This window comes from Zeaxanthinibacter sp. PT1, assembly GCF_028464225.1.
Classification (GTDB): domain Bacteria; phylum Bacteroidota; class Bacteroidia; order Flavobacteriales; family Flavobacteriaceae; genus Zeaxanthinibacter.
Genome location: NZ_JAQPCN010000003.1, coordinates 323191 through 338599, shown reverse-complemented (window position 1 = coordinate 338599; position 15409 = coordinate 323191). Strand labels below are relative to the sequence as shown.

The following is a 15409-nucleotide window of genomic DNA, read 5'->3' as shown; positions in this document are numbered from 1 at the left end:
GATCAGAAAGTATGAATTATTACAGCCTGGAGAGGAATAGTATTGACGTAAATTTCAAAGAAGCGGTGATCCGTGGGATTGCTCCCGATCGGGGGTTGTATTTTCCTGAGCATATCCGCCCATTACCATCCAGTTTTTTCAAAGATATTAATATCCTGACCGACGTTGAAATTGCCTTCAGAGCGATGCGGCAGTTTGTTCACCCGGAAATTCCGGAGGAGAAACTGAGGGAAATCCTGGAGTTAACGCTCGACTTTGATTTTCCGTTAGTCCCCATAGAAAATGGTGTAGCCTCACTGGAACTATATCATGGCCCCACCATGGCTTTTAAAGATGTGGGGGCACGCTTCATGGCACATTGCCTGGGCTACTTTTCCAAAGACAGTGACAAGGAGGTTACCGTACTGGTTGCTACTTCCGGGGATACAGGGGGTGCCGTGGCTAATGGTTTCCTAGGAGTTGAAGGGGTAAAAGTAGTCATACTGTATCCCAGTGGTAAAGTCAGTGATATACAGGAAAGGCAATTGACTACATTGGGCAAAAATATTACCGCCTTAGAAGTGAATGGCACTTTTGACGATTGTCAAGCCATGGTGAAATCGGCGTTTCTCGATGATGAGCTCGAAGGCCGGGTACAGCTAACCTCTGCCAACTCTATCAATGTAGCACGATGGCTTCCACAGATGATCTATTATTTCCTGGCCTATAAAATGATGCCGGACAAAAGTAAGCCGCTTGTCTTTGCAGTACCGAGCGGGAACTTCGGGAATATATGTGCGGGAATGGTAGCCCAGCGGCTGGGTCTGCCGGTCTCCCACTTTGTAGCAGCTACAAATATCAATGACACGGTTCCTAAATTCATGAAATCGGGGAAGTACCTTCCCAAACCCTCCTCCCCCACCATCTCTAATGCTATGGACGTTGGAGACCCAAGCAATTTTGTCCGAATCCTTCATCTTTACAAGGATCAACTCCAGAACCTGGCCGGTATGTTTTCCTCTTATTCTTTTTCGGATTCCATGACGAAAAAAGCCATGGCAGACCTCTATAAGCGCACCGGATATATTGCCGATCCTCACGGAGCCGTAGGCTATCTCGGACTAAAGAAGTTCCAAGCATCCCAACCGGATTGCTATGGTATCTTCTTGGAAACAGCCCATCCCATTAAATTCCGAAAGGTGGTAGAGAAAACCCTGAACACTACATTAGAAGTGCCGGAGCAGATCAAGGCCGTGTTGGATAAAGACAAAACATCTATACCGCTAAAAACATACGAAGAATTACGATCCTACCTGTTATCTGCTAATTAACACAGGCGTATCCCATTAAAAAAGCCACCGTCACCTTCATCAGCTTCCGTTATATTTTCAATACATTTGCGCTGTAAAAAAACGGATAAAGATGAAGAGTACCGCTTTACATACAAAACACGAAGCCCTTGGCGCAAAAATGGTCCCATTTGCAGGTTATTCCATGCCTGTTTCTTATGAAGGGGTAAACGCAGAACACGAAACTGTTCGCAACGCTGTTGGGGTTTTTGATGTTTCGCACATGGGTGAGTTCCTGGTCGAGGGGCCAAAAGCATTAGAGCTGATACAAAAGATCAGTAGTAATGACGCCGCTAAACTAACCATCGGTAAAGCACAGTACAGCTGCATGCCCAATGAAACAGGCGGAATCGTGGATGACCTGATCATTTACCGGGTAAAAGAGGAAACCTACCTCCTGGTAGTCAACGCCTCTAATATCCAGAAAGACTGGGATCATATCGGCAAATACAACAAGGAGATCGGCGCAGAGATGCGAGATATATCCGATAATTACTCCCTGCTGGCTATACAGGGACCCAAGGCTGTGGATGCCATGCAAAGCCTGAGCTCTGTCGACCTCTCTGCTATTCCTTTCTACAACTTTGAAGTTGCTGATTTTGCTGGTGTAGACCACGTGATCATCTCCGCTACAGGCTATACCGGTTCTGGTGGTTTTGAAATATACTGCAAGAACGAAGAGGCCGAACAGGTATGGGAAAAAGTACTAGAGGCCGGGGCAGACTACGGTATAAAACCTATCGGCCTTGCCGCAAGAGATACCCTGAGGCTGGAAATGGGTTACTGCCTCTATGGCAATGATATTGATGATACTACTTCTCCCCTGGAGGCAGGATTGGGATGGATCACTAAATTCACTAAGGACTTCGTAAACAGTGAAGCGCTAAAGGAACAGAAAGAGAACGGTATCAGTCGAAAACTAGTGGCATTCGAATTACAGGAGCGAGGTATTCCAAGACAGGGGTATGAATTACTGGACCAGGAGGGAACAGTGATCGGGAAGGTTACTTCCGGGACCATGTCACCCTCACTGGGTAAAGGAATTGGCCTGGGTTATGTTCCCGTAGAACACTCCAAACCGGGAAGTGAATTGCAGATTAAAATCAGGAAGAACAACCTTCCTGTCACTATTGTAAAACTACCATTCTTTAAGCCCTGATGATTGATTTCCAGAAAGTAATTGAACATATCAATAACAAGGTCACGGAAATAGAAGATAAGGGGGCTGTTGCCACTTATATCCCGGAATTGGCCAAAGTACCCATTGATAAGTTCGGTATGTCACTGGTGGATCAATACGGCAAAACTTATATTACGGGTAGCGGGGAGGAGCGATTCTCTATACAGAGTATTTCTAAAGTTCTCAGCCTGGCCATGGCCTTTGCCATTAAGGGAGAAAAGCTTTGGGAGCGGGTTGATGTGGAGCCCTCCGGGGATCCCTTTAACGACCTGTCCCTTTTAGAAAATGAGAATGGTATCCCACGAAACCCACTGATCAACGCAGGGGCCATTGTCATATGCGATGTCCTTATCTCAGAATTGGATGATCCCAGGGAAGAGATCCTTCAATATATCCGGGAGATCGCTAACGACCCTACGATCAATTACAACCTGGATGTAGCTCGATCTGAAAAGGCTACCGGGTTCAGGAACTACGCGGCTGCCAACCTGATTAAATCCTTTGATAACCTGCATAATACAGTGGGTGAGGTATTAGATCTGTATTTTGATCTTTGTGCCATAGAAATGTCTTGCCGGCAGTTGTCTCACGCCTTCTATCCCCTGATGAACCTGGGGAAATGCCTTAGAGGGAATCAATACCTGACCATACCCCAGGTAAAGCGAATGAATGCAATTATGCTTACCTGCGGCTTCTATGACGAAGCAGGAGAATTTGCCTTTGAAATAGGACTTCCGGGTAAAAGTGGCGTAGGTGGTGGAATCGTGGCCCTTCTGCCTAACGAGTTCTGCGTAGCCACCTGGTCTCCGGGATTAAATGAAAAAGGAAATTCGAAACTGGGGATGATCGCACTTAAAAAACTGACCACCAATACCGGATTAAGTATATTCTGAGACTTGGAAAAAAAAAGAATACTCATATTAGGCGCCAGTGGATTTATAGGGAATGCCCTGTACAAAGAACTATGCCCCTATTTTGATACCTACGGCACCTATTGTAATGCCCGCCGATCTTTTGAAGACAATAAGCAATTCTTTCGTTATGACCTGCAGGAAGATGATGTGGTCCAACTGCTCCAGAAGATCAGACCACATGTGATCATCTCAGCGCTTCGAGGAAATTTTCCCGCCCAGGTACTAGCCCACCAGCATATGGTGGAATACGTATCAGAAAATCATTGCCGTCTTTATTTTATTTCGTCTGCCAATGTATTTGACGCCTACAGGAAGTTCCCGTCTTACGAATATGACAAGACCTTTTCTGATAGTATCTACGGCCGTTTTAAGATCAAGATAGAGAACATGCTGATGCGCCTGCCTGTTTCTAAATATGGAATTCTCAGGGTTCCTATGGTTTTTGGAAATACTTCTCCAAGGGTCAAGGAGATGAAATCCTTTATCTGGAGTAATGAGCCCATAGAAGTATTTCCTAACCTCGTAATCAATGTCACCAACGATGACCGGCTTACACAGCAAGTGCATTACCTGATCAATCAGGATTTAGGAGGCATCTACCACCTGGGAAGTAAAGACCTGGTTCATCATGATGATTTTATCCGGGAGATCGTAGAACGTATCGGTAGTTTTAACCCTATTTATAAACGGGTATATACTTCTAACGAGGAACGATACCTGGCCGCACTTCCTAAGGACCACTTGTTACCAGCTAACCTGCAGACCTCATTCCAGGACATCATTGACCACCATGTGTTAAAGTGATCAACATATATTCTTATCGAGTTTAAAACTCATATGATATCGTAAATGCCTAACATTTTACTATTTTATATCTCGTAAAAAATAGTCAAATGAAAAATCCAGTAAATAATTTTCAGGGTCTCAAAGCTGTTTTCCTTAATTGCACATTAAAAAAGTCACCCCGGCAGAGTCATACCAAGGGTTTGATGGATGTCTCCATAAAAATTATGCAAACTGAAGGCGTTGAGGTCGAGGTCATACGGGTGGTAGATCATGAAATTCCTCATGGCGTTCAACCAGACATGACTGAACAGGGCCTAGACCTGGATGAGTGGCCCTCAATATTTAAAGCCATCCTCGACGCTGATATCCTCGTCATTGGAACTCCGATCTGGCTTGGAGAGCGATCGTCTGTTTGCTCAAAGGTGATCGAGAGATTATATGCAATGTCTGCTCGTAAAAATGAAAAAGGGCAATATATTTACTATGGAAAAGCAGGTGGAGTCATTGTTACCGGGAATGAAGACGGGGTAAAGAATTGTGCCAAAAGCATTCAATATGCCCTGCAGCATATTGGTTATTCCATCCCTCCTCAGGCCGATGCGGGCTGGATAGGCCCTATAGGACCCGGACCGAGTTACCTGGACGAAGAATCTGGGGCCCGTAAGAATGAATTTACTAACAAGAATACTACCTTTATGACCTACAACCTGATGCACCTGGCTAAAATACTTAAGGATAAGGGAGGATATCCCGCTTATGGGAATTCCGGGGATGCTTGGGAAGAAGGTAATCGCTGGGCTTTTAATAACCCGGAATATCGCTAATAATAAAATTTAATGTAAAGTATAATGGAAAAACTCAACGAACGTACCATAGAAGAACGCCTGGACAAAATGGAAGGCTGGGTATATAAAGACGGTGCTATCGAGACCTCTTTTAAATTCAAGGATTTCAGGGATGCATTTTCGAAAATGACCCTTATTGCCTTTGAATGTGAGGCACAAGGACACCACCCGGACTGGACCAATATATACAATACCCTGACCATCCGGTTAAACACGCATGACGCTGACGGAATTACAGAAAAAGACTTTCGCCTGGCCCATAGCATATGGCAGATCATCCACGAAGACCGCAAGTAATCCAAGGGATTTGCGTCGATTTTAAAAAGTACTATTTTTGCTAGCATTATTCAGCTAAATTAAGCTATGGGAAGAGCATTTGAATTCAGGAAAGCACGGAAAATGAAACGCTGGTCGGCTATGTCCAAGGCGTTCACCCGCATTGGTAAAGATATCGTAATGGCGGTCAAGGAAGGTGGTCCTGACCCGGACACCAACTCCAGGTTGCGGGTAGTCATCCAGAATGCCAAAGCGGTTAATATGCCCAAAGACAACATTGAAAGGGCAATAAAAAGAGCTTCCGATAAGTCACAAGGTGATTATAAGCAAGTGTTATTTGAGGGTTATGCCCCCCATGGTATTGCCGTGCTGATCGAAACCGCTACGGACAACAATACTCGTACAGTGGCGAATATCCGAAGCTACTTCAATAAATGTAACGGTAGCCTGGGAACCTCGGGTTCTGTAGAATTCATGTTTGACCACACCTGTAATTTCCGGATCAAAGCTGAAGGCCTGGATCCGGAAGAGCTAGAACTAGATCTTATAGATTTTGGAGCCGAAGAGGTATTTGTAGACGGTGATGATATGCTGATCTATGGTCCTTTTGAAAGTTTTGGTGCCATACAGAAGGAATTAGAATCCCGGGATATTGAAATCCTGTCATCAGATTTTGAGCGCATCCCGCAAGTGACTAAAGAACTGTCGGAAGAAGATGCTGAAGATGTAGAGAAATTGCTTGAAAAGATTGAAGAGGATGACGATGTACAGAATGTCTACCATACGATGAAAGAGCAATAGTTGCCCATCTGACAAAAACTATCCATAACTGATTCTGCACCTCGTGAGAAAGAATCCTTACCATTTATACATATACCCTCCTAAGGGTATAACTCCTCAGTATCTTCTTGGTTAATTTAGTGTAACTAACCACGAAATAATGCAACTGAGTTGTATTCTTGTTGACGATTCCATTACCCATAGGGAAGCTATTTCGAAACTTCTCAACAGGCAACCGGCCCTGCATCTAATCCAGACTTTTGGCAGCCCGAAAGAAGCCCGTAGTTACCTTAAAAAGAATGAAGTAGACCTGGTTTTCCTGGATATTGAAATGCCCGGTATGTCTGGCTTTCAATTACTTGACCGACTCAAGAATCCACCGATGGTTATTATCATCAGCGCCCATGGTAAACACGCCTTGAAGGCCTTTGATTATGAAGTGATCGATTTTCTGCAAAAACCGGTGCTCCCGGAACGCCTCTCTGTCAGCGTACAGAGAGCATTAACCCAGTTACGCTACGTGACCAGCGAAGAGCTCGAGGATAATTTTATCACCGTTAAGACAGATTACAAAAAGAAAACGCGTATTAACTGTGACCAGATTGAATGGGTTGAAGCTATGGGAGACTATATCCGCCTGGTGACCTCTAACGCAAAATTCATGGTGCTTTCCAGCCTTAAAGCCTTTGAGAAGGAATTGCCGGAAGAACAATTTTTACGGGTACACAAATCCTTTATTGTGAACCTCGTGAAAATAGAGCGTTATAATAACAGCGTGATAGAAATTAAAGGTCATAAACTGCCGCTGAGCAGAAGAAGGAAAGGGGCGCTTGATGAAGCCCTGAAGAACATCTGATTTCAGTTATAAAATTCCATTGCCTTTACAGAATGCCAATAAATCTGCCGCGTTAGAACAACGGCTTTTGGCCAGGATATTTTTCCGATGCGTACTTACCGTATGCTTACTTATGGTCAGCGATTCGGCAATCTGGGTGTTGGTCTCACCCTTGGCAATCAGACCTATGACATCGAGTTCACGTTTCGTAAAGAAATTTACGAATTCCTTATAAACCGTTTCTCTTAATGCTGTAGTGTCGAAATTATTGGCGTATACATCCCATTCTACCTTATCGTGATTGGCGATGAAGGAAATATCGGTAAGAAAAGAGACATTGCTCAGTAAACGCCCCTCGCTGTCAATTTCATGTGCGGTAGACTGCCGTAGCACTTTAATATAGCTTCCATCGGCTTTCTTTATACGGTAAACCAAATGCAGGTACTCCTTTCGGTCCGAATTGTTTGACTGGCTGCAATGATTGACTAATCCGCGGACAATCCTTTGCACTATAGTGGCATCATCCGGATGATATTGCTGAACAGAATGTGTAAGATTAAACTTTTCACGGGCAGCATACCCCAATAATTCTCCTATACCACGGCTGAAAATTACCTCGGCCTTATCCCAATCCACGACGTATATTGCCTGTTTTCCCCGGACCAGGGGAAATGTATCTATCCAACGCAAGTCACTTCCGGTAGAAAACCCGGGCTCGCGTGCTATTCGGATATCGTTGAAAAAATCCAGTATTCCAGGTTCTAACTTACCCATAAGCTTCTGCTACATGTTTTTATAAATACATTAAGGCAGATTTCAGGTAATTCCAGTTTTCCAAACCCCGCTAAATTTATCGCTTTGATATGAAGTGCACCGATCACAGTGCCTTGCTTACTCCTGTTAACCAGGTAAAATGTATATTCTCCCATTGCTTTATATGCATTCTGAATCATCAAAATGCCGCTTCTTAAGTTATATTCTTGGGGGAATACAGTTGATGTCTATTGTCTTGCCCGGTAGCAGGCATTTTTACTGAAAAACGAAATCATTGAAAATATTTTCGCTTTTTCCAAGGTAAAATATACTACAAATTTAAGAAGATTCATGATATAGTTCATCTTAAACTTCTTTTATCATTCTTTGTAGTGTGGGCCTTTGAACTAATTAACTCCGCTCTGCAACCTTGCCTACCACTCCTTCAAAGAATTGACGAATCACCATAAAGTCGTTTTCTATATTACCTGAGGGGTAAAATGGCTCAGAGTATTTAACTTCTTTCCTGCCGTAATCAAAGGCCACCATAACAATGGGTACTTCCGCGGCCAGGGAAATGTAATAAAATCCGGTTTTCCATTGATCAACTTTCTTCCGGGTACCCTCCGGGGAAAGGGCTAATCGGAATTCCTCCCTTTCTTTAAAAATCCTTGCCGTGGCTTTAACAGTATCACTGCTTTTACCGCGGTCTATCGGTGTGCCACCGGTTTTCCTGAAAAACCAACCCCAGGGAGGACGGAACAAACTGTGCTTACCGATGTAGTTGATCTTAAGCTGCAAAACCTCCCGTACGATCAGACCGAGTATAAAATCAAAGTTGCTGGTATGGGGTGCTACAATAATCACACACTTTTTTACTCCCGGCATGGCTCCGGAAAATTTCCAGCCCATAAGATCATAAAAAAGAAATGCTGCAAGTTTCTGCACTAGGTGAATTTTTACAATTAAATAATGGCGTGATACCGCTATCAGATTTTTTGGTACAAGGATTTCAGTCGGGATGGGGTCATTATATCTCGCCAGTCACTTCCCAATGCATTCTCCCACAATGGTTCTAATCCCAATGCCACGGAAACCATGGTATCCATATCTTGTTCCGATAAGGAAGCACAGATGCCCTCGGGCAACTGTATCCCGTGTTTTTTCCGCATCTGCTTAAACAATTCAACCCCTTCAGGATAAAATTCTTCAAGATGTTGAAATACCAGGCAGTTGCCAATGCCATGCCTGGTTCCCAGAACGTAGGAGAGTCCATAGCTCATAGCATGAGCCACCCCTACCTGCGAATACGCGATACTCATACCGCCATGCCAGGATGCCATCATTAGTTTCTCCCGGGACTCATCTTCGGGAAGATCTTGCAGGAAAACCTCTTTACACAGGTCCAGGGCTTTTTCCCCATAGCTCTGGCTAAACGCGTTAAGATAGGTACCATTCAAGGATTCCACACAATGGATGTAACAATCCATCCCGGTATAAAACCATTGATCTGCAGGAACCCCCCGGGCTAAATCCGGATCCAGAACTACCTGGTCAAAGGGCGTGTAATCGGAATTGATCCCCAATTTTTTATGCGGTCCCAGTAGCACAGTAGTTCTTGAAACTTCTGCCCCGGTACCGCTGATCGTGGGAATTCCTACATGGTAGACCGAAGGCTTTTTGACCAGGTCCCACCCCTGGTAATCAGATGCAGTACCTTGATTGGTCAGCATTATAGCGACGGCCTTGGCCAGGTCTAATAGTGTTCCACCCCCGATACCGACAATACCTGAAGGCAGCTCTTCATAGTCTGAAAGCAACTTGGAAACCAGGGCGTCTACCTGTTCTGTTTTGGGTTCTTCATCAGCAGATATAAAAATCAGTTGGTCATCAAAGAGCAGGGGAATGCGGCTTGCGAGTTCCTCTCCCTCGAAAACATCATCAACAAGGAAGATTACCGGGGCATCAGAACTTTTCCGCTGCGGCATAAGAATTTCTCCCAGTTGCCCAAAACTGCCGGGACCATAAATGACCCTCGGTACCATGGGAAAATTCCGGTATTGGGTGGGTTTGCTCTTAATTTGATTCTTCAATCCTATTTCTTTTTTCAACTGCATCTGATCAATTCAAATATTTCACGATATCGGTAATCCTGTTCAGGGTCAGGTGATCATTGGTCTGTTCTTCCACCGGCACTTCTTCATGAGCCCAGGTTGTGTGGAAAGGTACATGTACTGCTTTTCCTCCCAGGTTCAGGATGGGTATCACGTCCGATTTCAATGAATTCCCGATCATTAAAAACTCCTCGATAGGGATTTCCAGGTGCTCTAAAAGATGTTGATAATTCACCTCTTTTTTATCACTCAGCACCTCTACATGATGAAAGTAGGCAGATAAACCGGAACGTTCAAGTTTTCGTTCCTGGTCCAGCAGGTCACCTTTGGTCAGGACGATAAGCCTGTAATTATCCTTAAGTTTCTCCAGGACTTCCGGAACGCCATCGATCAGTTCTACGGGGTGAGAGATCATCTTTTTACCCAGATCCAGGATTTTGGCGATGGTTGCCTGGGATACGTTCTGATTAGACAATTCCAGTGCAGATTCTATCATAGAGAGCACAAATCCTTTAATCCCGTAACCGTAAATATCCAGGTTACGCATCTCCATCTTAAAGAGTTCCTGATCTATTTTGTTCGGAGTCTCATAATGATCCAGCAACTTTGCGAATTCCTCTTCGGTCTTCCTGAAATAGGTTTCATTAACCCACAAGGTGTCGTCCGCATCAAAACCGATCACTTTTATTTTACTGAAATCTAATTCCATGCTGCTATTGCTCTTTCCAGGTCTTCCGGAGTATCTATCTCTATACCTGTTACAGTAGTTTCTACCATTTTTATCTTTTTACCGTATTCCAGGTAACGTATTGCCTCTACTTTCTCTGCGTCTTCCAGGGGGAGCATCGGGAGTCTTTGAAAATCCATCAGTGCACTTTTACGGAAGGCGTAGATACCCTTGTGTTTATAATATCTTATTTGGATGTCCTTATTCCTGGGATAAGGAATAGGTGACCTTGAAAAATAGAGTGCAAAATTATTGTTATCCACGATCACTTTAACCGTATTGGGATTTTCAATTTCCTCCCAGTCCGTAATAGGAGTCATGAGGGAGGCAAGATCTATTTCCTCTGTAGTGTCGTTCTTAAAGACTTCCAGTACCCCGGCAAGGCTTTCTTTATCTGTAAAAGGTTCATCCCCCTGAACGTTTACAATGATATCCACTTCCATAGGGGTCACTGCCTCTGCGATCCTGTCGCTCCCGCAAGCGTGTTCCGCACTACTCATGAGAGCCTTTCCGCCGGCGTCTTCAATAGCTTTAAAAATCACCTCGCTATCGGTAACCACGTAAACTTCGTTAAAAAGTCCTGTATTCACCGCCGCCTCGTAAGTTCTGAGGATGACCGGCTTCCCGGCGAGATCCTGCATTAATTTACCCGGGAACCTTGAGGCCGCATACCTTGCGGGTATCATTGCAATTATATTCATTATGTCTTTTACGTTCTTTATGTTCGTATTCGGGGTTTAAATTTCCTGTATATAGAATAGATCACTATAAGCACTACGATAACCAGGATAAATCCGAGTACAGGTGCAAGAATAGTGATTACCGCCATAACCGTAGCTGTTATGGTCTCTATTAATGAGACTACGGGGTTTGCAATTCCCCCTGTGGTTGCTGTGGTTGCAGCCCTGCCCGTAGCAGATGCGCCCCGGATGGCTGTCGCCGTTCCACCGCCGGCAATAATGGCCAGTGCCCATGTAATGACGGGGTTAAGGTCTGCTACGGTCGAAACCATAACTGCCGTACCTGCTATTGCTGCCAGGGGTACTGCGATCGTATCCAGTAAATTATCAACCCAGGGTATAAAATAAGCACCCAGTTCCAGGACAGTTGCTACACCTAAAGTGATCAGGGCACCCAGGCCACCGATCCATTCCCAATTTTCATTCAGTTCCCAAACACCCGTATAAGCAGCCATGCTTAAAGCAAATAATGGTAGAAATACCCGGAATCCTACGGATGCGGCCAGGCCTATACCTAAGCATATACTGATTATGGTCTCAGCGGTCATTTTAATCGGGCTAATACACTAAAATAGGCTATTCCTGGTTGACAAAAAAATCGTTTTTGAACCCGATCAGGTACAGTTGTTTACGGGCCCTGGTGACGGCGGTATACAACCAACGAAGGAATGAGATATCAGGTCCGTCAGGCATGTAGGGTTGTTCTACAAAAACCGTATTCCATTGGCCTCCTTGTGATTTATGACAAGTGATCGCATAGGAAAATTTAACCTGCAACGCATTAAAGAAGCGATTGTTCTTTACACCGAGAAAGCGTTTGTATTTAGAGTTCTCATGGGCGTAATCCTTTTGCACTTCCTGGTAGAGCCTGTTCTGGTCTTCGTAAGAGAGCGAAGGAGTCACCGCCTTGATCGTATCCAGTAACAATACCGTTTCAAAGGGTTTCTGTTCCGGGTAATCTACCATCTGAATCTTGACCTCTGCAAAGGTGAAGCCGAAAAGGGGTTTTATACTGAAGATCTCGAGTATCTCTATGATGTCTCCATTAGCGATAAAGCCCGCAGTGGAATTGCTATCCAGCCAGAAGTAATTGTTTTTCACCACCATCATATAATCTCCAACAGACAATTCGTTCTCCAGGAACAGAATTTTATTGCGGATCTGTTCATTATACTGATTGGCCCTCTTGTTGGATCGGACAATAAAAACCGTTTCTTCTTTACCATTTTCGCTGTATGAACTGTCTATGGCTTCCTGTATCTCGTAACCGTCAACCAGCCTGATGATATCCTTAAAAGGGTCTACATCAAATTTAAATCCTTCGGGAAACTGGCCTTGGAGTTGCTCTCTCAAGTTAGTAGCATTGACTAGGATTCCTGAATCCTGGGCCTGCCTCACCACTTCATCCAATTCCATCCGTTCAATTTCCTTATTATACTGCAAAGAAAGTCGATCTCCATCCAGTGCAGGACTCAGCTCCAAGTGCACCGGGGGGAGCTGGGCGGTATCCCCGATTAAGATAAGTTTACATTTATGGCCGGAATATACATATTGCATCAGGTCGTCCAGGAGTGAATCATTCCCAAAAAGTTTGGAATCGGACTGGCTGTCAGGAATCATAGACGCTTCGTCCACGATAAAAATCGTATTGCGGTGTTTGTTGGGCGACAAAACAAATTTGACTCCTCCTCCCCGCTCCTTCTTCGGGAAATATATTTTCCTGTGGATGGTAAAGGCCTGGGTATTGGCATAACCAGACATCACCTTGGCTGCCCTGCCAGTTGGAGCCATTAAAACCGCCTTCTTATTGGTCTTCCAGAGGTTGGTCACTATATCCCCGATGATAGTTGTTTTGCCCGTCCCGGCAAATCCCTTCAACAGGAAAACCTGGTCTTTATCTTCAGACATAATGAACCTTGCCAATTTCTGAAGCGCAATATCCTGTTTTGGTGTAGGGTCATGAGGAAATTTGGACTTGAGTAAAGAGTAAAAATTAGCAGATGTCAGGACTGTCATAGACCCCAAATATAACTAGGAAAATTGGGGCAAATCCTTTTACGATTAAAAAAAAATTGTAGATTTGTGACTACCACAATAGCTAATTAACACTAAACTAAGAATGAAAACCATACTTCAAATTGTACTCTGGATTGTCTGCATTGTTTTTGGATATCTGATTTACAGATCTGTAACAGGTCCTATAGAGTTTAAGAAAGTGAAGGAAGAGCGTTTCTCCCAAGTGATTTCAAAACTAAAAGACATTCGCAATGCCCAGGAAGCATACAAGCAGGTTAACAAGTCTTACGCCAACGATTTTAACAGCCTGGTCCAATTTGTTGATACGGGAAGATATACCATCACACAAACGAGAGACTCCTCATACATGGAGTTTGATAAAACTTACCAGATAGACATGCTGCAAGAGGTTAAGATCGTTGATACCCTTGGTTTTGTCGCTGTAAAGGACTCATTATTCAAGAATGATGATCGCTATAAGAACATGATGGATGTTCCTTATGCGCAGAACGATGAGAAGTTTTCGATGAAAGCAGACGTGATCGATAAAAACGGGTACCGTGTTCCTGTCTTCGAAGCCCGTGTAGCCAAGGATGTTATCCTTTATGATCAGCCAAAGGACCTGAGAGCCCGTGAAAACGCTCAAGTAGGTGTAGAAGAGGTCAATGGTGCTTACATCATCGTAGGATCTCTGAACGAAGTGAGTACCAGTGGTAACTGGCCACCTATATATGACAAAAAACGTGATTAAAAACTCCACTGATAACCCAGTAGATAAACTTTATAAATTGTCCATTCAGGTTAGCCTGAATGGACTTTCTTTTTGCATCTTCGACACTGTTGCCAACACTATCATCCATAGTCGTCGTGTTGATTTTAAGGAAGAACTCAGTCCTTTTGATGTGCAGCGAGAGCTCAAAGCTTTATTCCAGGAAGAAAAAATTACGGACTACCGCTTTACCGAGGTAGTCGCCACCCACAGGAACCACCTTTTTAGCCTGGTTCCCCGGGCATTGTTCGATGAAAACGAACTAGCCAACTACCTGAAGTTCAATGCAAAGATCCTTGCTAACGATCACATCGAGTACGATGAACTGGGTAGTTATGATATGATGAATGTCTATGTTCCTTTTATGAACATCAACAACTACATTTATGAACTCTTCGGTGAATTTGATTTTCTACATCACGGAACTGTACTCATCCAGGCTTTAATGAACATCCATACCGGCACAGCCCCGGTATGTTATGTACATGTAACCGAACAACAATTAGATATCGTTGTCCTCACCCAGAAAAAACTGGTCTTCTTTAATAGCTTTCGCTACCAGACCAAGGAAGATTTTATCTATTACATTCTTTTTACCCTGGAGCAGCTTAAGTTGGATACCAACACCATTAAGACGCGTTTGTTTGGCGCCATTGAAACAGGAGACGAGCTTTATGATATTTGCTATGAATACATACAGAACCTCTCTATCTTTATTCCTGAATCTGATCTCTATTCGGAAGAGGAAGAGCAGAAAGAATCCATTGATTTCACCCTAATAAACGCCCTCTGATGCGTATTATATCCGGAACTTACAAAGGAAGGCGAATAACCGCTCCAAAAAAGTTACCTGTACGGCCAACGACAGATATGGCTAAGGAAGCACTCTTTAATATCTTAAATAACAGGTATTATTTTGAAGGTCTTACTGTCCTCGACCTTTTTGCAGGCACGGGAAATATCAGTTATGAATTTGCATCCAGGGGTGCAGGTCCCATTACTGCCGTAGATGCCGACTATAACTGCGTGAAGTTTATCGGGAAAACCACGGAAGAATTAGGATTCCCTATCTCCGCTACAAGAGCTGATGTATACCAGTACCTGGAGAGGATCACTACTACTTACGATGTTATATTTGCTGACCCGCCTTACAATATGCCCGAAGAAGATTTTGGAAAGATCGCTGAAATCATCTTCAGAAAAAATCTTTTAAAGGAAGAGGGTGTATTGGTCATAGAGCACGGCAAAGAGACCGATCTGAGTGCTATTGATCATTTTGATGAGAGCAGGAGATACGGTGGCAGTGTATTCAGTTTCTTCCGAGCGGAAGACGAATAAATATTCTT

General features: G+C 43.9%; 18 protein-coding genes. 11 read left to right on the top strand and 7 right to left on the bottom strand.

Features of this window, described 5'->3' with window-relative positions:
- Nucleotides 1-11: 11 nt before the first annotated feature.
- The 8 genes from thrC to PP178_RS10930 all read left to right on the top strand — a co-directional run bounded on the left by thrC (nt 12) and on the right by PP178_RS10930 (nt 6965).
- Complete coding sequence (gene thrC, locus PP178_RS10965) at nt 12-1310, top strand: threonine synthase (RefSeq protein ID WP_272594385.1); 1299 nt, start codon at nt 12-14, stop codon at nt 1308-1310.
- Between the two features lie 91 nt (nt 1311-1401).
- A complete protein-coding gene (gene gcvT, locus PP178_RS10960) occupies nt 1402-2487 on the top strand; it encodes a glycine cleavage system aminomethyltransferase GcvT (RefSeq protein WP_272594384.1) in 1086 nt (361 codons plus the stop codon).
- Nucleotides 2487-3401 (top strand): glutaminase, encoded by a 915-nt coding sequence (locus tag PP178_RS10955; RefSeq protein WP_272594383.1) that lies wholly within the window; start codon nt 2487-2489, stop codon nt 3399-3401. The genes gcvT and PP178_RS10955 overlap by 1 nt, the downstream gene beginning before the upstream one ends.
- A gap of 3 nt (nt 3402-3404) precedes the next feature.
- The gene (locus tag PP178_RS10950; protein WP_272594382.1) at nt 3405-4226 is read left to right on the top strand and encodes a sugar nucleotide-binding protein; all 822 of its coding nucleotides are present in this window, start codon (nt 3405-3407) and stop codon (nt 4224-4226) included.
- A gap of 89 nt (nt 4227-4315) precedes the next feature.
- A complete protein-coding gene (locus PP178_RS10945) occupies nt 4316-5032 on the top strand; it encodes a flavodoxin family protein (protein WP_272594381.1) in 717 nt (238 codons plus the stop codon).
- A 24-nt stretch (nt 5033-5056) separates the two neighbouring features.
- Nucleotides 5057-5350: a 4a-hydroxytetrahydrobiopterin dehydratase gene (locus PP178_RS10940; protein WP_272594380.1), complete on the top strand. Its 294-nt coding sequence runs from the start codon at nt 5057-5059 to the stop codon at nt 5348-5350.
- 66 nt (nt 5351-5416) lie between these two features.
- Nucleotides 5417-6130, top strand: a complete 714-nt coding sequence (locus tag PP178_RS10935) for a YebC/PmpR family DNA-binding transcriptional regulator (RefSeq protein WP_272594379.1) — start codon at nt 5417-5419, stop codon at nt 6128-6130.
- Between the two features lie 139 nt (nt 6131-6269).
- Entirely contained in the window at nt 6270-6965 is a 696-nt protein-coding gene (locus tag PP178_RS10930; RefSeq protein ID WP_272594378.1) for a LytR/AlgR family response regulator transcription factor, read from the top strand.
- Nucleotides 6966-6971: 6 nt separating this feature from the next.
- On the opposite strand, the gene PP178_RS10925 is transcribed toward PP178_RS10930, so the two are convergent.
- The 7 genes from PP178_RS10925 to PP178_RS10895 form a co-directional block, all read right to left on the bottom strand.
- On the bottom strand, nt 6972-7718 hold the full coding sequence (locus PP178_RS10925; RefSeq protein WP_272594377.1) for a LuxR C-terminal-related transcriptional regulator: 747 nt from the start codon (nt 7716-7718) through the stop codon (nt 6972-6974).
- Nucleotides 7719-8108: 390 nt separating this feature from the next.
- Nucleotides 8109-8645: a lysophospholipid acyltransferase family protein gene (locus PP178_RS10920; protein WP_272594376.1), complete on the bottom strand. Its 537-nt coding sequence runs from the start codon at nt 8643-8645 to the stop codon at nt 8109-8111.
- A 41-nt stretch (nt 8646-8686) separates the two neighbouring features.
- Complete coding sequence (locus PP178_RS10915; protein ID WP_272594375.1) at nt 8687-9814, bottom strand: iron-containing alcohol dehydrogenase family protein; 1128 nt, start codon at nt 9812-9814, stop codon at nt 8687-8689.
- 4 nt (nt 9815-9818) lie between these two features.
- Nucleotides 9819-10520 (bottom strand): HAD family hydrolase, encoded by a 702-nt coding sequence (locus PP178_RS10910; RefSeq protein WP_272594374.1) that lies wholly within the window; start codon nt 10518-10520, stop codon nt 9819-9821.
- Nucleotides 10511-11239, bottom strand: a complete 729-nt coding sequence (gene kdsB / locus PP178_RS10905) for a 3-deoxy-manno-octulosonate cytidylyltransferase (protein WP_272594373.1) — start codon at nt 11237-11239, stop codon at nt 10511-10513. The genes PP178_RS10910 and kdsB overlap by 10 nt, the downstream gene beginning before the upstream one ends.
- A 17-nt stretch (nt 11240-11256) precedes the next feature.
- Nucleotides 11257-11826 carry a DUF4126 domain-containing protein gene (locus tag PP178_RS10900; protein ID WP_272594372.1) on the bottom strand — a complete coding sequence of 190 codons (570 nt, stop codon included), beginning with the start codon at nt 11824-11826 and terminating at the stop codon, nt 11257-11259.
- Between the two features lie 28 nt (nt 11827-11854).
- Nucleotides 11855-13294 (bottom strand): ATP-dependent DNA helicase, encoded by a 1440-nt coding sequence (locus PP178_RS10895; protein ID WP_272594371.1) that lies wholly within the window; start codon nt 13292-13294, stop codon nt 11855-11857.
- Between the two features lie 103 nt (nt 13295-13397).
- Between PP178_RS10895 and PP178_RS10890 the strand changes: the two genes are divergently transcribed.
- The 3 genes from PP178_RS10890 to PP178_RS10880 are packed head-to-tail and all read left to right on the top strand — an operon-like array spanning nt 13398 to nt 15401.
- The gene (locus tag PP178_RS10890) at nt 13398-14045 is read left to right on the top strand and encodes a hypothetical protein (RefSeq protein WP_272594370.1); all 648 of its coding nucleotides are present in this window, start codon (nt 13398-13400) and stop codon (nt 14043-14045) included.
- A 37-nt stretch (nt 14046-14082) separates the two neighbouring features.
- On the top strand, nt 14083-14856 hold the full coding sequence (locus PP178_RS10885) for a DUF3822 family protein (RefSeq protein ID WP_272594369.1): 774 nt from the start codon (nt 14083-14085) through the stop codon (nt 14854-14856).
- Nucleotides 14856-15401 (top strand): RsmD family RNA methyltransferase, encoded by a 546-nt coding sequence (locus tag PP178_RS10880; RefSeq protein ID WP_272594368.1) that lies wholly within the window; start codon nt 14856-14858, stop codon nt 15399-15401. Before PP178_RS10885 ends, PP178_RS10880 begins: the two co-directional genes overlap by 1 nt.
- Nucleotides 15402-15409: the final 8 nt, after the last annotated feature.